The sequence below is a fragment of the Saccharothrix tamanrassetensis genome (assembly GCF_014203665.1).
GTDB lineage: Bacteria > Actinomycetota > Actinomycetes > Mycobacteriales > Pseudonocardiaceae > Actinosynnema > Actinosynnema tamanrassetense.
In genome coordinates, this window is the sequence record NZ_JACHJN010000008.1 from 231,182 (window position 1) to 247,658 (window position 16,477).

Consider the following 16,477-nt stretch of genomic DNA (forward strand, 5'->3'; position numbering starts at 1 on the left):
GTCACGGGACGAGTTCCGCGAAGGATGTGGCGGCCCCACCGGGGCCACCACATCCTTCGCGTCTTTCAGGCTTGGCCCGGGTTGAGCAGGTCGGGCCTCGTCCAGCCGTCGAGGTCGTAGTCGGACATGCACTGCTCGGCGAACCCCTTGAGCGCGGCGGCCTGGCCGTTCGCCTGGTACGCCTGCAGCGTCTGCACGCGGATGCCCTCGTGGTCACCGCCGTAGTTGCGCTCGTATAGCTCGTGCCGTCCGGCGAACTCGGTGCCGACCGCGTCCCACAGCAGCTTGAGCAGCTTGACCCGGTCGATCGCCTGGATGTCGCGGGAGCCGCGCAGGTAGCGGTCGAGGTACGGGCGGACGTCGGGGTTCTTCCAGTCGTCGGCGGAGGAGTTCAGGTAGATCAGCCCGCTGCCCAGCGTCTGCTGGATGATCTCCTTGATGCGCGGGTAGCCCACGCCCATGAAGGTGCGGTACGCCAACCCGTAGTTCAGGTTGGGCTGCACCGACCCGCCCACCCACGGTTCCGGTGACTTGGCCATCGCGTCGGACAGCCCCCAGAACACGTCCCGCCAGTTGAGCACCTCGCCGACCTGTGCCTGCACGCCGCGGAAGTGGGTGGTGCCGGTGACCTCGACCGCCTTCATCACGCAGCCGGCGATGAAGTCCAGCTTGACCGCCAGGCGGGTGCAGCCGTGGAAGGTGAAGCGGTTGAGGAAGCCGGACTTGTTGGCGAAGGAGTTGGCCGCCCCCGCGTCGTACATGAACACGTTCTCCCAGGGCACGAGCACCCGGTCGAAGATCATGATCGAGTCGTTCTCGTCGAACCGGCTCGACAGCGGGTAGTCGAAGGGCGTGCCCTGCTTCGCGGCCGTCAGCTCGTAGGAGGTGCGGCAGATGAGCTTGAGCCCGGGCGAGTTCATCGGGACCGTGAAGACCAGGCCGAACTTCTTGTCCCGCACCGGAAGGCCGTAGTGCGCGATGAGGTTCGAGTTGGTCATCGCGGATCCGGTCGCGACCACCTTGGCGCCGGAGACGATGAGCCCGTTGTCGGTCTCCTCCTCCACGTGCACGCAGATGTCGGCGGTCCGGTCGGCGGGCCGGTCCCGGTCGACCGGCGGGTGCACGATCGCGTGGTTGAAGTAGAGGACCCGCTCCTGGGCTTCCCGGTACCAGCGCCGGGCGTTGTCCTCGAACGGCCCGTAGAACTCGGCGTTGGCGTCGAGCGTGCCGAAGAACGCGGCCTTGTAGTCCGGGGTGCGGCCCATCCACCCGTACACCAGCCGCTGCCAGCCGACGATCGCGTCGCGGGCGGCGACCAGGTCCTCCGAGGAGCGGGCGGTCTTGAAGAACGGGTGGGTGAACCCGCCGTTGCCGGTGTCGGTGGGCACGCGGAGCACGCCTTCGGCCTCCGGCTCGTGCAGCACGTCGTAGAGCCGCGCGATGGACCGCACGCTGTTGCGGAAGGCGGGGTGCGTGGTGACGTCCTCGACCCGTTCGCCGTAGATGTAGACCTCTCGGCCGTCGCGCAGTGATTCCAGGTACTCCTCGCCCGTCATCGGACGGACGTCGTTGAGCCGGCCCGCCGGCGCAGGTGACGTGATGGTCATTTCCGCTGATCCTCCCTCGCGAAGACTGATAGGCCGATCTCCACCCGGTGGCGTCGATCGCGGTGCTGGTGTGGCTGGAGGCCCGGTCGGGCGAGGGAACCGCCGTTCGGGCGGACGCCCGTGGCAGCGGTGGCACCGCACTCGGGGGGAGTGGTGCGTCGTCCCGCCGGCGGGACGACGCATCGGCGCGAGCGGCGTGTTGCCCGGCGATCTTCCCGCGGCCTACGGTGAAATACAATTCAGCGGCAGGTCGCTTTCGCCGAGTCCCGTCGGGCAGTTCCGCATCCGTCTTCTCCTTGCTCGCGCCCGGTGATTGCGCGGACCGGTGCGCCGGTCCGAGCGGGTTCGGCCGGCACTGCCAAGCCCGGCACCGGAACCTGTCCCGCCGAGATCACTCCGGTGATCCCGGTTCGCCGTCCGGGGATCGGTGCCACAATGTCCTGGCCGGTGTACGGTAAAAGCACATCGACCAATGGTCTGGGGTTCTTCCTTCGATTGTGGACCCATCGTGACCAGTCATCCTGCGTGTTCCACGGCAGCAACGAACGGGTCGGGTTATGAAGGGGATTATTCTCGCCGGGGGTAGCGGTACGCGGTTGTACCCGCTCACGAAGTCGACGTCGAAACAACTGCTGGCGATCTACGACAAGCCGATGGTGTACTACCCGCTGTCGGTGCTCATGCTGGCCGGGATCCGGGAGATCCTGGTGATCTCGACGCCGGCCAGCCTGCCCGCGCTGCGGAACCTGCTGTCCGACGGATCGCAGCTCGGGCTCGACATCTCCTACGCCGAGCAGGCGGAACCGCGCGGCATCGCCGAGGCGCTGCTGATCGGCGCCGACCACATCGGCGGTGGTCCGTCCGCGCTGATCCTCGGCGACAACATCTACCACGGTGCCGGCTTCCCGCGTATTCTTCGCGCGTCCCGCGAGCGGCTCGACGGGTGCGTTCTCTTCGGATACCCGGTCTCCGATCCCGAGCGTTACGGGATCGGTGAGACCGATGCCCGGGGCGTTCTCGTCTCGATCGAGGAGAAACCGCTCAGGCCGCGCTCGGACAATGCGATCACCGGGCTCTACTTCTACGATTCCGACGCGGTGGAGATAGCCCGTGACCTGGCGCCGTCGGCGCGCGGTGAACTGGAGATCACCGACGTCAACCTGCAGTATCTGAAGCAGGGTCGGGCGAGCCTGTTCCGGCTGGGCCGCGGGTTCACCTGGTTCGACGCGGGGACGCACGACTCGCTGCTGGCCGCCAGCCAGTACGTGCAGGTCATCGAGAAGCGCCAAGGCGTGCGCGTGGCCTGCCTGGAGGAGATCGCCCTGCGCATGGGCTACATCGACGCCGACGCCTGCCACCGGCTCGGCGCGGGGATGAAGAACTCCGAGTACGGCCAGTACCTCATGCAGATCGCACAGTCGCTGGGGTGACCGGAGCGGGATCCCGCCGGCGGGACGCCCGGCGCTGTCAGGTTGGTTCGCGGACGGGAAAGGAGTGCCGGTGGGCTATGCGGAGTTGAGCCCGGAAAGGCTCTTGGAACTCGGCTTCGCCGCACCCGAGGTCACCGGGAGCGCCTGGTCGGTGCGGTGGGACGCGGAGGGGCCGGCCGCCGCGGAGCTGTGGTCCGGCACCCCGCCGACGGTCGACTTCCACACCTCGGGCAGCACCGGCCCCAGCCGGAGCTGGCGGCGGCTGAGGGAGAACCTCTGGCTGGAAGCGGGGATGCTGGCCGACCTGGTCGCGCCGGACGAGCCGGAGGCGGCGGTGTGCTTCGCCCCGCCGACGCACATCTACGGTGCGCTGGCGAGCGTGCTCGTGCCGGCCCGGCTCGGGGTGCCGGCCTGGTACCGCTCGACCTTCTTCGGTGCCATGCCGGATGTCGGACGGGGCCGGGTCGTGGTCGTGGCGACGCCGTGGATCTTCACCCTGCTGCTCCAGCACCTGGACTGGGTGCGCGGGCTGGAGCACGTCACCGTGCTGTACGGCAGCGCCATGCTGCCGGCCACGGCCGGGGAGTTCCTGCGGGAGGCGGGCCCGGGCCGCGCGCGGATCGTGGAGGTGCTGGGGTCCACGGAGGCCGGTGGCATCGCGTCCCGGTGCTGGCGGGAGGGCGCGCCCCCGGCGTGGACCCTGTTCCCGGACGTCTCCTTCGCCGGTCCGGCAGCCGCCGGGTCCGGCACGGAGGACGACGAGGTGCCGCTCGTGGTCACCAGTCCCCGTCTGGCGTTCAAACCCGGGCAGCCCCCACTGTCCACTTGGGAGGCCGACGACCGGATCCGGCCGCTGGACCACCGGACCTTCCGGCTGACCGGCCGCACCGGGCGGCTGGTCAAGGTGAACGGCCGCCGGATCAACCTCGACGAGGCCGAGTACTCGCTGCGCGCCGTGCTGGCCTGCGCCGACCTCGCCCTCGTGCCGATCTCCGATCAGATGATCGGCGAACACGTCGAACTCCTCATCGTGCCGAACGACGGCACCGAGCTGTCCGACCTAGACCTGTCAGCGGCGTTCGCGCAGCTGGGCGTCCGCCCGAAGAGCGTTCGGGCGGTGCCCCGGATCCACCGATCCGCACTGGGGAAACTGCGACAAGGTCGGGCTCCAGAAACAGACAACGCGGAGGTTGTGACAGGGTGACGCAGGTTGTCGAACGTCAGGCCGGCCAGCTGACGAGCAGGAAGTACCTGGCCCGGATCGTCCGGAGCACCGGGTGGGGCGCCAGCCTCGACTCGTGCACCGACGAGGACATCGTCCGGATGGACGCGAGCGCGCGGACCATCGAGGAGTACCTCAAGGCCGACAAGCCCATCTACGGCCTCACCCAGGGTTTCGGTCCGCTGGTGCTGTACGGCGCCGACTCCGAACTGGAGCAGGGCGGCTCGCTCATCTCGCACCTGGGCACCGGCCAGGGCGCACCGCTCGCCCCGGAGGTGTCGCGGCTGATCCTCTGGCTGCGCATCCAGAACATGCGCAAGGGGTACTCGGCGGTCTCGCCGGTGTTCTGGCAGAAGCTCGCCGACCTCTGGAACAAGGGGTTCACCCCGGCCATCCCGCGGCACGGCACGGTCAGCGCGAGCGGTGACCTCCAGCCGCTGGCGCACGCCGCGCTCACCTTCACCGGGTTCGGCGAGGCGTGGACCCGCGACGCCGACGGCCGGTGGTCCACCCAGCCGTCGAAGGACGCGCTCGCCGCGCTGGGCGCGGAGCCGTTCGACTGGCCGGTGCGCGAAGCGCTCGCGTTCGTCAACGGCACCGGCGCGAGCCTCGCGGTGGCGGTGCTCAACCACCAGTCCGCGGTGCGGCTCGTCCGCGCCTGCGCCGCGCTCACCTCGCGGCTGGCGACCCTGCTGGGCGCCAACCCCGAGCACTACGAGGTGGGACACGGCGTCGCCCGCGGCCAGGTCGGCCAGCTGACCGCGGCCGAGTGGATCCGGCAAGGGCTTCCGCACGGCATGGTCCGCGACAGCAGCCGCCCGCTCCAGGAGCCGTACAGCCTCCGGTGCGCGCCGCAGGTCCTCGGCGCGGTGCTCGACCAGCTCGACGGCGCGGGCGACCTGCTCGCGCGGGAGATCGACGGCTGCCAGGACAACCCGATCACCTACGAGGGCGAGCTGCTCCACGGTGGCAACTTCCACGCCATGCCGGTGGGTTTCGCGTCCGACCAGATCGGCCTGGCCATGCACATGGCCGCCTACCTCGCCGAGCGCCAGCTGGGCCTGCTGGTCAGCCCGGTGACCAACGGCGACCTGCCGCCAATGCTCACCCCGCGCGCCGGCCGCGGCGCCGGGCTGGCGGGGGTGCAGATCAGCGCGACCTCGTTCGTCTCGCGGATCCGGCAGCTGGTGTTCCCCGCCTCGCTGACCACCCTGCCCACCAACGGCTGGAACCAGGACCACGTGCCGATGGCGCTCAACGGGGCCAACTCGGTCTCCGAGGCGCTGGAGCTCGGCTGGCTGACCGTGGGCTCCCTGGCGCTGGGCGTCGCCCAACTCGCGGCCATGACCGGTCACCCCGCGCCGGGCCCGGGGGTCTGGGCGGAACTGGCCGAGATCTCCCCGCCGCTGGACGCCGACCGCCCGTTGGCCGCCGAGGTGCGCGCTGCCCGCGACCTGCTGTCCCGGCACGCGGACGAACTGCTCGGCGACGAGGGACACGGGAGGGACTTCGGATGAGCACCCAAGGACTGCGGGACACCGCCCGTGCCTTCAACGAGAGCGTGCAGCCGATCGTCGCGCCGATGGCGGACGAGGTCGGCGAGTACTTCGACCGCAACCACGAGGTGCTCACCGCGATCTACCGCGGCAACATGCACTTCGGGTACTGGACCGGCCCGGACGACGACGCCGGGTTCGAGGAGGCGACCACGCGGCTGACCGATCTCGTCATCGACGAGCTCGGTGTCGGAGCCGGCGCGCGGGTCCTGGACCTGGGCTGCGGCATCGGCCGCCCCGCGGTGCGCCTCGCCGAGCGGACCGGCGCCGAGGTCGTCGGGGTCTCGGTCAGCCGGAAGGACGTCGCGCGGGCCGGGGAAACGGCCGCGGCGGCCGGGCTGGCGGACATCGTCTCCTTCCAGGTCGCCGACGCCATGGCACTGCCGTTCGAGGACGAGTCCTTCGACGCCGTGTTCGCGCTCGGGTCGATGGGGCACATGCCCGACCGGGCCGTGGTGCTGAAGGAGGTCGCCCGGGTGCTGCGGCCCGGTGGCCGGGTGGTGCTCACCGACGAGGTGCTGCGCGGCGCGGCGCTGGAGGACGAGGAGCAGGCCTACATCCTCGCGGTGGTGGCGGCGACCTGGTGCGCCGGGCCGCCGACGGTGGCCGAGCGGTACTCGGACTACTGCCGGGTGGCCGGGCTGGAGCTCGACGACATGGTCGACATCACCGAGCACACCAAGTACACGTTCTCGAAGATCTTCGAGGGTCTGCAGGAGTACCGGGCGGAGCACGGTGACCTGCCCGAGGACATGGCGGAGATCCTCGAGATGGGCGAGGGCATCGACTGGGACGAGCACCACAGCGAGGAGCAGACCGAGGGAGCCGTCATCGTCACGGCGCACCGGGGTAAGTAGCGGGGTCCGGCTCGGCGCCCTGGAGGTGGCCTTCCCGTCGACGGGAAGGCCACCTCTTCGCCGTCGGCTACAGCTCGGGTTCGGCCCACTCGGGGTGGCCGACCTCGGCGAGCGCGGCCAGCACCCCGCTGCGCTCGGACTCGGCGAACCGCTCGAGGATGTCGGCGGAGTTCAGCCGCCGGTACTCCGCCGGCCGGTCGTCCGGCGGGTTCAGGCCGAGGAACTCCAGGCAGCGCGCGTGGTCGGTGCCGCCGACCAGCCCTTGGTAGGTGAGGTCCACCACCGGTCCCCGCGCGGTTTCCCGGTAGTACCGGAAGATGTCCGTCCGCCGCTTGACGTGGTCGCGGAACTCCGCCACGTCGAAGCCCTCGACCGCCCGCTCCGCGTAGCCCTGCTGCAGGCTGTCCTTTTCGGACACGTTCCACACGTCGGTCGAGTTGGCCTTGCTCAGCGAGGAGTACGAGGCGAGCTTGTTCTCCCGCTCCAGGATGATCTTGTGGATCCCCGGGTCCTGGAGCAACCACTGGCAGGCGGCCGGGGCCTGTTCCCGCCACATCTTGAAGCCGATGTGAGTCTTCCCCGGCGGGCAGTCCGCGAGCACCGTGTCCGCGAAGGCGACGGCGCGCAGCGACCGCGGCCGGATCGCCCGGAGTTCCGCGGAGTCCTCGACGATCCTGTCCCAGTGCTCCGGGTGGAAGATCTCGTCGTGCATCAGCACGCCCGGCGACCGGTTCAGCAACGACATCAGGTGCGAGGACCCGCTCCTGGCGAGGCTGAGGACGACGAATCTGACGTGGCTCATGGCGGCTGCTCCTCCTGCGTCCCCGTCGGCGGTCACCGCGACGCGGGCCGGTGCTCGGCGGTGAGTTCCTCGATCTCCGGCACGATCTCGTTGGGCGTGGGCAGGGCGTGCACCTCGTCGCGGAGCGAGGCCGCGTTCGCCCGGAAGCTGTCCTCCCGCAGCAGGCGGAGCAGGTTCTCCCGGACCACCTCGCCGGTCGCGACGTCGGAGTGCACGGCCAGCCCGGCGCCCTGCTCGACGAGCAGCGCCGAGAGCAGCGGTCCCTCGAAGTGGCACGGCAGGGCGAGCTGGGGCACGCCGTGCCTGCTGAAGGTGCTCAGCGTGCCGAAACCGGCGTGGTGGATGACCGCCGAGCAGCTGGGCGCCAGCGCGTGCAACGGGACGAAGGGCACCACCCGCGTGTTGTCGGGGACGTTCGTGAGCTTCTCCTGCTCCGATTCCGCGACGGTGGCCACCAGTTCGATGTCGAGGTCGGCGACCGCGTCGAAGATGTCCTGCGGGTCGGCGCCGTACCCGGCGAGCCGGTCCATCGCCGTGGTGCCGAGGGTGAGCGCGACCCGCGGCCGCTCGGGCTCGGACCAGAGCCACTTCGGCACCACGGCGGGACCGCCGTAGGGCACGTACCGCATGGGGACGTAGTGCGTGTCGCCCCGGATGCTCAGCGAGGGCGGCAGCTGCTCGACGGTGAACTGCCCGAGGGTCATGTCCTCGGTGAACTCGAAACCGTACTTGCGGCCGTACCCGGCCAGCCACTCGGCGACCGGGTCGGCCCGGTTCTCCGGCGGCTGCCGCGCTTCGAGGTGCTTGAAGACCTCCCGCGTGGCGGCGAAGACGTCCAGTCCCCACAGGACGCGCGCGTGCGCCGCGCCGCTGGCCTTCGCCGCGATCGCCCCGGCGTAGGTGAAGGGCTCCCAGACGACCAGGTCCGGTTCCCACTGCCGGGCGAAGGAGACCAGGTCGGCGATGATCGGGAAGTTCTGCGGTTTGTGCGTGTCCGCGACCGCGTCCCGGTGGAAGTAGAGCAGGTCGTCCCACTCCGCCTTCGACGGGTCCTCGGCGACGTTCCACGGTGGCGGCAGCCCGGCCCGCGCCACCTCGATCAGGTCGGGGTCGAGCACCAGCGTCCGCCACGGATCGCTGTCCCGGCCGACCGGCACGGCGGTCAGGCCGGCCCGGGTGATCACGTCGGCGAAGCGCGGCTGGCTGGCGACGCGGACCTCGTGCCCGGCGGTGCGCAGGGCCCAGGCCAGCGGGACCATCGACAGGAAGATGGTCTTCTCGGGGTTGACGGTGAACAGCACCCGCATCCCGGTCACCCACCTGTCCGGTACTTCGCGGTCAGCTCTTCGAGCTGGGCGACGAACTGGTTGGGCGTGGGCATCTCCCGGATCTCCGCGTGGAGGGCGGCGGCCCGCTCGCCGAAGCGCGGTTCGTTCAGCAGCCGCTGCACGCCGTGGCGGATCTTCCGGCCGGTGGGCCGGACGGCGTGGATCCGGAGCCCGGCACCCTGCTCGGCGTACTTGCGGGCGAAGAGCGGTTCGTCGAAGTGGTAGGGCAGGGTGAGCTGGGGTACGCCGTGCATGGCGAAGGTGCTCAGCGTGCCGAAGCCGGCGTGGTTGATCACCGCCGAGCAGGTGGGCGCCAACGCGTGCAGCGGCACGTACGAGACCAGGCGCACGTTGTCCGGAACGTTCTTCAGCTTCTTCTGCTCGGCCTCGGCGATGGTCGCCACCAGTTCGACGTCGAGCTCGGCCACCGAGTCGATGACGTCCTGGATGTCCAGCGTGTAGCCGTCGAAGTACTCCGTGGCGGTGGTGCCGAGGGTCAGTGCGACCCGGGGCCGCTCGGGCGCGGTCCACAGCCACTTGGGCACGACGGCCGGGCCGCCGTAGGGCACGAACCGGGTGCGCACGACCTCCTGGCTGGTCGCGAGCTGGAGACTGGCCGGGAGCTGGTCGATGGTGAAGTGCCCGGTGGTCATGTCCTCGCTGAACTCCAGGCCGTACTTGCCGCTGTAGGCACCGAGCCACTCGGCGAGCGGATCCGCGCGCCGGCTCGGCGGCTGGTCGGCCTTGAGCCGCAGGAAGTGGTCGCGGGTGGCGCCCCAGACGTCGATGCCGAACAGCACCCTGGCGTGCGCGGCGCCGACGGCCTTGGCCGCGATCGCCCCGGCGTAGGCGAGCGGATCCCAGACGACCAGGTCCGGCTGCCAGGACCGGGCGAAGTCCACCAGGCTCGCGATGATCGGGAAGTTCTCCAGGTGGTGGCACTTGTCGACGACCTCGACGTGGCCCTGCACCATCCGGTCCCACTGGATGAACTCGTCGTCCTCCACGCAGTCCCACGGCGGGTGGAGGCCCTTGCGGGCCAGTTCGACCTGTTCCTCGGTCTCCGTCCGCCGTGCGGTGTCGGTGTCGCGCCCGACGGGAACCGCGGTGAGCCCGGCCTGGGTGATGGTGTCGGCGAAGGCCGGCTTGCCGGCCACACGGACCTCGTGGCCTGCCGTGCGCAGGGCCCAGGCCAGCGGGACCATCGACAGGAAGATGGTCTTCTCCGCGCTGGCCACGAAAAGCACGCGCATGGTGTTCTCCTTTCTCAGGGCGTGACCGCGCGGTACTTGGCGGTCAGCAGCTCGATCTCGGGGACGAGCTGGTTCGGGGTGGGCAGTTGCCGGAGCTCGTCGCGGAGGTCGGCGGCCCGGTCGCGGAACCCGGGCTCGTGCAACAGGCGCAGCACGGCTTCGCGGACGGCTCGCCCGGTCACCCGGGTGGTGTGGATCTCCAGTCCGGCGCCCTGTGCGGCGAGGCCGCGTGCCAGCATCGGCCCGTCCCAGTGGTGGTGCAGGGAGAGCTGCGGCACGGCGTACAGCGCCGTGGTGGTCAGCGTCGCGGCACCGGCGTGGTGGATGACCACCGAGCAGGTGGGGGCCAGCGCGTGCAGCGGCGCGTAGGAGACCACCCGCGTGTTCGCCGGAACACGGGTGAGCTTCCGCTGTTCGGACTCGGCGATGGTGGCGACCAGTTCGATGTCGAGATCGCCCAGTTCGTCGAGAATTTCCTGCAGCGGGACGTCGTACCCGCCGAAGACCCGGGTGGCGCTCAGCCCCATGGTGAGCGCGACGCGCGGCTTCTCCGGTGCCGCCCACAGCCACGGGGGCACCACGGCGGCGCCGCCGTAGGGCACGTACCGCATGGGCACGTAGTGCAGGTCCGCCGGATCGCGCAGGGACGGGGGGATCTGGTCGACGGTGAAGTGGCCGGTGGTCATGTCCTCGCTGAACTCGAAGCCGTACTTGCGGCCGTAGGAGGAGAACCAGTCGGCGAGCGGATCGACCTGCTCCCCGGCCGGCTGTTCCGCTTTGAGCTTGAGGAAGAGGTCGCGGGTGAGGCCGAAGGCGTCGACGCTCCAGAGGAAGCGCGCGTGCGCGGCGCCGCAGGCCTTGGCCGCGATCGGCCCGGCGTAGGTGGTCGGCTCCCAGACGACCAGGTCCGGTTCCCAGGCCCTGGCGAACTCCACCAGCCCGGCGATCAGCGGGAAGTTCTCCGGGCGGTGCCACACCCGGACCGCTTCCAGGTGCTCGTCCCGGAGGTATTCCCAGTCGGCCTTCGACGGGTCCTCCAGCACGTCGTACGGCGGGCCCATGCCGGACCGCGCCTCCTGCATGGCCTCCGGGGTCATGCCGCCGGCCACCAGCCGCCGGTCGTGCGCCTGGTCGCGGCCGACCGGCACCGCGGTCAACCCGGCCCGGGTGATCACGTCGGCGAAGCCCGGCCGGCTGGCGACCCGGACCTCGTGCCCCGCCGTCCGCAGGGCCCAGGCCAGCGGCACCAGGTAGGGGAAGAGGCTCTTCTCCGGGTTGACGGCGAACAGCACGCGCATCGGCCTCACCCCTCCGCTCGGTGCTGGGCGGTGGCCTTCTCCAGCCGGGGCACCAGCTCGTTGGGACTGGCCATGGCGTGCATCTCGTCGCGGAGGACCACGGCGCGCTCACGGAAGGCGGGCTCGGTGAGCAGCCGGAGCACGGCGTCGCGGACCCTGCCGCCGGTCGCCTCGCCGGCGTGGATCCCCAGACCGGCACCCTGCGCGGTGTACCGGTCGGCGAAGACCGGCTCGTCGAAGTGGTACGGCAGCACGAGCTGGGGAACCGCGTGCAGGGCGAAGGTGTTGAGCGTTCCGAAGCCGCCGTGGTGGATGGCCGCCGCGCAGGTGGGCGCCAGCACGTGCAGCGGCACGTAGGGGAGCAGGCGGGCGTTGTCCGGCACGCTGGTGAGCTTTTCCTGCTCGGCTTCGGCGATGGTGGCCACCACCTCGACGGGCAGGTCGGACAGCGCTTCGAGGATCGCTTGGACGTCCAGCGCGTACCCGGCGAACTGGTCGGTGGCCGTGGTGCCGAAGGTCAGCGCGATGCGTGGGCGTTCCGGCGGCGCCCAGAGCCATTTCGGCACGGTGGCCGCGCCGCCGTAGGGCACGTACCGCACGGGGTGGAGGTCCAGACCGGTTTCGAGCCGGAGGCAGGCCGGGAGCTGGTCGATGGTGAAGTTGCCGGTGGTCATGTCCTCGGTGAACTCGAAGCCGTACTTGCGGCCGTAGCCGCCGAGCCAGTCGGCGAGCGGGTCCTCCCGCCGCGGAGGCGGCTGTTCGGCCTTGAGCGCCAGGAACCGCTCGCGGGTCGCGCCGAACACGTCGACGCTCCACAGCAGCCGGGCGTGCGCCGCGCCGCAGGCCTTGGCCGCGATGGGCCCCGCGTAGGTGAGCGAGTCCCAGACGACCAGATCGGGTTCCCACGACCGGGCGAAGTCCACCAGCCCGGCGATGAGCGGGAAGTTCACCGGTTTGAAGGCGTAGTCGACCGCCTCCCGGTAGCCCTGGAGCAGGTGGTCCCACCGCGCGTCGGCCGCGTCCTCGACCACGTCCCACGGCGCGCCCAGCCCGGCGCGGGTCTCTTCGAGGATCTCCGGGGTCACCCCCGCCGCGGCCAGCCGCCGCGTCGGGTCGTGGTCGCGGCCGACCGGTACGGCGGTGAGCCCGGCCTGGGTGATGGTGCCGGTGAAGGACGGCGACCCGGCGAAGCGGACCTCGTGCCCGGCCGTGCGCAGGGCCCACGCCAGCGGGACCATGGCCAGGAAGATGGTCTTCTCCGGGCTCGCGGTGAACAGCACGCGCATCGGCTTCACCCGTCGGCCCGGAACTCGGCGGTGAGTTCTTCGAGCCGCGGCACCACTTCGTTGGGCGAGGGCATGGCGAGCAGTTCGGCGCGCAGCCGGTCCGCGCCTTCCCGGAAACCGGGTTCGCCGAGCAGGCGCTGCACCGCTTCGCGGATGGTCCGACCGTTGGCCTCGGCCGTTCCGAGCACCAGGCCCGCGCCCTGCTCGGCCAGCTTGCGGGCGAGGATCGGCTCGTCGAAGTGGTGGGGGAGCGTCAGCTGCGGAACGGCGTGCAGGGCGAACGTGGTCAGGGTGCCCCCGCCCGCGTGGTTGATGACCGCGGCGCAGGTGGGCGCCAGCGCGTGCAGCGGCACGTAGGACAAGAGCCTGGCGTTGTCCGGGACGCGGGCGAGTTTGCCCTGTTCGTGCTCGGCGACGGTGGCCACCACCTCGACGTCCAGATCGGCCAGCGCGTCCAGGACGTCCTGGATGTCGACGGTGTACCCGGCGAAGTGCTCGGTGGCGGTGGTGCCGAGGGTGAGCGCGATGCGCGGGCGTTCCGGCTGCGCCCAGAGCCATTTCGGCACGGTGGCCGCGCCGCCGTAGGGCACGAACCGCATGGGCACGCTGGGCAGTCCGGTCTCCGCCTGGAGCGAGGCCGGGAGCTGGTCGATGGTGAAGTTGCCGGTGGTCATGTCCTCGGTGAACTCGAAGCCGTGCTTGCGGCCGTAGCCGCCGAGCCAGTCGGCGAGCGGGTCCTCCCGCGCCGCGGCCGGCTGACCGTCCTTGAGCCGCAGGAAGATCTCCCGGGTGGGGCCGTAGACGTCGACACCCCACAGCAGCCGGGCGTGGGCCGCGCCGCAGGCCTTGGCGGCGATCGGGCCGGCGTAGGTGAAGGGTTCCCAGACGACCAGGTCGGGTTTCCAGGCGAGGGCGAACTGCACCAGCCCGCCGATGATCGGGAACGTCTCGTACTTGTACCGCTCGACTTCCGTCTCGTAGGGCGGGAAAACGCCTTCCCAGGTGGCGTTCTCCGGGTCCTCGACCACGTCGTACGGCTCGGAGAGGCCGGAACGCGCCTCTTCCACCGCCTCCTCGGTGATGCCCATCGAGGTCAGGATGCGGGAGAAGTCGGAACTCCGGCCGACGGGCACGGCGGTGAGCCCGGCCTGGGTGATGGTGTCGGCGAAGAACGGCTGGCTGGCGAAGCGGACCTCGTGCCCGGCCGTGCGCAGGGCCCAGCCCAGCGGCGCCATGCTCATGAAGATGCTGGTCCCCGGGTTGGCGGTGAGTAGCACGCGCATGGTGGTTTCCCCTCTCTGGCCGGTCAACGGGCCCGGTGCGCGGCGGTCAGCTCTTCGAGCCGGGGCACCAGTTGGTTGGGTGTGGGCATGTCGTTGATCTCGTCGCGCAGCACGGCGGCGCGACGGGCGAACGAGGGTTCGTCCAGCAACCGCTGGACGGCTTCGCGCACGGCCGGGCCGGTGGCCTGGTCGGCGCGGATCGCCAGGGTCGAGCCCTGCCGGGCGGCGAGCGCGGCGAAGGCGGGCCCGTCGAAGTCCCACGGCGCGGCCAGTTGCGGGACCGCGTGCCTGGCGGCGGTGAGGAAGGTGCCGAAGCCGCCGTGGCTGATCACCGCGGAACAGGTCGAGGCCAGTGCCTGGAGCGGGGCGTAGGACACGATCCGGGCGTTGTCCGGGACGCGGGTGAGCTTCTTCTGCTCCGCCTCGGCCAGGGTGGCCACCAGTTCGATGTCCAGCGTGGCCACGTCGTCGAGCACGTTCTGCACGCCGACCGAGTAGCCGGCCTCGTGGTCGGTGAGGCTGAGCCCCATGGTCAGCGCGACGCGCGGGCGTCGGGCCGGGACCTTGAGCCAGTCCGGCACGGTGGCCGGCCCGCCGTAGGGGATGTACTGCATCGGGACGTAGTCGAGATCGGCTTCCAGGCGCAGTGAAGCGGGCAGCTGGTCGATGGTGAACTGCCCGGTCACCATGTCCTCGCCGTACGCGAAGTCGTACTTGCGGGCGTAGGCCTCCATCCAGTCGCCGAGCGGGTCCGGGCGGCCGTCCTTGAGCCGCACCAGGTGTCCGCGGGTGACGCCGAAGACGTCGATGCTCCACAGCAGCCGCGCGTGCGCGGCACCGCACGCCTTGGCCGCGATGGGCCCGGCCAGCGCCAGCGGCTCCCAGACCACCAGGTCGGGCTTCCACTGCTTGGCGAAGTCCACCAGCGCCGCGATCATCGGGAAGCACGCCGGTTTGTGCCAGTCGTTCACCGCGTCGACGTAGCCCTGGTGCAGGTAGTCCCAGTCGGCTTTCCCCGGTTCCTCCGCGACGTCGTAGGGAGCGGGCAGGCCGTAGGCCGGATCCCAGGTCCAGTCGCGGAGGTCGGGGTGGCGGGGGATGAGCTGCCAGAGGTCGATGTCCCGGCCGACCGGCACGGCCGTCAGGCCCGCCTGGGTGATCGTCTCGGTGAACGCGGGTTGACCCGCGAACAGCACCTCGTGCCCGGCCGTGCGCAGTGCCCAGGCCAGCGGCACCATGGCCAGCAGGTGGGCCTTCTCCGGGTTGGCGGCGAACAGGACGCGCATCGACCTCATCTCCTGCCGACGGTGAGTTCGAGCTGACGGACCAGGTCGTTCGGCGACGGCATCGCGGCCATCTCCTCCCGCAACCGGTCGGCCGCCCGCCGGTACCGGGGTTCCGCGAGCAGCGCCACGAGCCGGTCGCGGATGGTCTCCGCGCTGGTCTGGCCGGGGTGCACGGCGGTGCCCGCGCCCTGCGCGGCCACCCGCTTGGCCATGGCCGGGCCGTCCCCGTCCCACGGCACGATGAGCTGCGGCACGCCGTTCAGCGCGGTGGTGGCGAGGGTGCCGAACCCGGCGTGGTGGATGATCACCGAGCAGGTCGGGGCCAGCGCGTGCAGCGGCACGTAGGACACCAGCCTGGTGTTGTCCGGGATCTCGTCGATCTGGTCGTGCACGTCCTCCGGCAGCGTGACCACCAGCTCGACGTCCAGGTCGGACAGGGTGTCCAGGACGTCCTGGAACCGCACCGCGTAGCCGGCCCAGGAGGCGGTGCTCAGCCCCATGGTGAGCGCCACCCTCGGCCGCTCGGGCGGTTCCCGGAGCCAGTCGGGCACCGCGGCCGGTCCGCCGTAGGGGACGTACCGCATCGGCAGGTAGCTCAGGTCGGCCTCCAGCCGGAGGGACGGCGGCATCAGGTTGATCGTGTGCTGCCCGGTGACGAGGGCTTCGGAGTACTCGAAGCCGTACTTCTCGGCGTAGCCGCCCAGCCACTCCGCCAGCGGGTCTTCGCGCTCGTCCACCGGCTGCCCGGCCTTGAGCCGCAGGAAGTGGTCCCGGGTCACGCCGAGGGTGTCCACGCTGAACAGCAGCCGGGCGTGCGCCGCGCCGCAGGCCTCCGCGGCGACCGCCCCGGCGTAGGTGGACGGTTCCCAGACCACCAGGTCGGGCTGCCAGGAACGGGCGTACTCCACCAGGTCCGCGACCAGCGGGACGTTGCTCATCCGGTGCCACCGGGCGACCTGGAGGCGGTAGCCCTCCAGCAGGTACTCCCAGGTGACGTCCTCCGGCCGCCAGTCGGCGGTGTCGTAGGGCACGGGCAGCCCGTCGAGGCCGGTGACGATCCAGTTCTGGTCCAGCTTCAGCATCCGGTCCAGGCCGCGGTCGCTGCCGACCTGGACCGCGGTCAGCCCGGCCTGCGTGATCTCCCCGGCGAACCCGGGCGCGCCGGCGACCCGGACGTCGTGCCCGGCGGTGCGCATCGCCCACGCGAGCGGCACCATCGCCAGCAGGTGGGTCTTCTCCGGGTAGGTGGCGAACAGCACGCGCATCGGC

Annotated in this window: 13 protein-coding genes; 4 read left to right on the forward strand and 9 right to left on the reverse strand. The window is 71.0% G+C overall.

Annotated elements, in window-relative coordinates; genetic code table 11:
• Positions 1-65: 65 nt before the first annotated feature.
• Entirely contained in the window at positions 66-1,607 is a 1,542-nt protein-coding gene (locus tag FHS29_RS25240) for a 4-hydroxyphenylacetate 3-hydroxylase family protein (RefSeq protein ID WP_184694545.1), read from the reverse strand.
• A gap of 557 nt (positions 1,608-2,164) precedes the next feature.
• Here FHS29_RS25240 and rfbA point away from each other — a divergent pair.
• The 4 genes from rfbA (at position 2,165) to FHS29_RS25260 (ending at position 6,672) form a co-directional block, all read left to right on the forward strand.
• Positions 2,165-3,037, forward strand: a complete 873-nt coding sequence (gene rfbA / locus FHS29_RS25245; RefSeq protein ID WP_184694547.1) for a glucose-1-phosphate thymidylyltransferase RfbA — start codon at positions 2,165-2,167, stop codon at positions 3,035-3,037.
• Positions 3,038-3,107: 70 nt separating this feature from the next.
• Positions 3,108-4,241, forward strand: a complete 1,134-nt coding sequence (locus tag FHS29_RS25250) for an AMP-binding protein (RefSeq protein WP_184694549.1) — start codon at positions 3,108-3,110, stop codon at positions 4,239-4,241.
• Complete coding sequence (locus FHS29_RS25255) at positions 4,238-5,776, forward strand: aromatic amino acid ammonia-lyase (RefSeq protein ID WP_184694551.1); 1,539 nt, start codon at positions 4,238-4,240, stop codon at positions 5,774-5,776. Before FHS29_RS25250 ends, FHS29_RS25255 begins: the two co-directional genes overlap by 4 nt.
• Complete coding sequence (locus tag FHS29_RS25260) at positions 5,773-6,672, forward strand: methyltransferase domain-containing protein (protein WP_184694553.1); 900 nt, start codon at positions 5,773-5,775, stop codon at positions 6,670-6,672. Before FHS29_RS25255 ends, FHS29_RS25260 begins: the two co-directional genes overlap by 4 nt.
• Positions 6,673-6,739: 67 nt before the next feature.
• Here the strand turns inward: FHS29_RS25260 and FHS29_RS25265 are convergent, their stop codons facing one another.
• Genes FHS29_RS25265 through FHS29_RS25300 form a run of 8 tightly spaced genes read right to left on the reverse strand, consistent with a single transcriptional unit; the run spans position 6,740 to position 16,473 of the window.
• Positions 6,740-7,474, reverse strand: coding sequence for a hypothetical protein (locus FHS29_RS25265; protein WP_184694555.1), 735 nt, complete (start codon positions 7,472-7,474; stop codon positions 6,740-6,742).
• A gap of 32 nt (positions 7,475-7,506) precedes the next feature.
• Positions 7,507-8,781: an activator-dependent family glycosyltransferase gene (locus FHS29_RS25270; protein WP_184694851.1), complete on the reverse strand. Its 1,275-nt coding sequence runs from the start codon at positions 8,779-8,781 to the stop codon at positions 7,507-7,509.
• Positions 8,782-8,786: 5 nt separating this feature from the next.
• A complete protein-coding gene (locus FHS29_RS25275) occupies positions 8,787-10,055 on the reverse strand; it encodes an activator-dependent family glycosyltransferase (RefSeq protein ID WP_184694557.1) in 1,269 nt (422 codons plus the stop codon).
• Positions 10,056-10,069: 14 nt separating this feature from the next.
• Positions 10,070-11,353 (reverse strand): activator-dependent family glycosyltransferase, encoded by a 1,284-nt coding sequence (locus FHS29_RS25280; RefSeq protein ID WP_184694559.1) that lies wholly within the window; start codon positions 11,351-11,353, stop codon positions 10,070-10,072.
• Between the two features lie 5 nt (positions 11,354-11,358).
• Positions 11,359-12,639 (reverse strand): activator-dependent family glycosyltransferase, encoded by a 1,281-nt coding sequence (locus FHS29_RS25285; protein ID WP_184694561.1) that lies wholly within the window; start codon positions 12,637-12,639, stop codon positions 11,359-11,361.
• A gap of 5 nt (positions 12,640-12,644) precedes the next feature.
• Positions 12,645-13,922 (reverse strand): activator-dependent family glycosyltransferase, encoded by a 1,278-nt coding sequence (locus FHS29_RS25290; RefSeq protein ID WP_184694563.1) that lies wholly within the window; start codon positions 13,920-13,922, stop codon positions 12,645-12,647.
• A 23-nt stretch (positions 13,923-13,945) separates the two neighbouring features.
• Positions 13,946-15,208, reverse strand: a complete 1,263-nt coding sequence (locus tag FHS29_RS25295) for an activator-dependent family glycosyltransferase (RefSeq protein WP_184694565.1) — start codon at positions 15,206-15,208, stop codon at positions 13,946-13,948.
• Positions 15,209-15,213: 5 nt separating this feature from the next.
• The gene (locus FHS29_RS25300) at positions 15,214-16,473 is read right to left on the reverse strand and encodes an activator-dependent family glycosyltransferase (RefSeq protein ID WP_184694567.1); all 1,260 of its coding nucleotides are present in this window, start codon (positions 16,471-16,473) and stop codon (positions 15,214-15,216) included.
• Positions 16,474-16,477 lie beyond the last annotated feature (4 nt).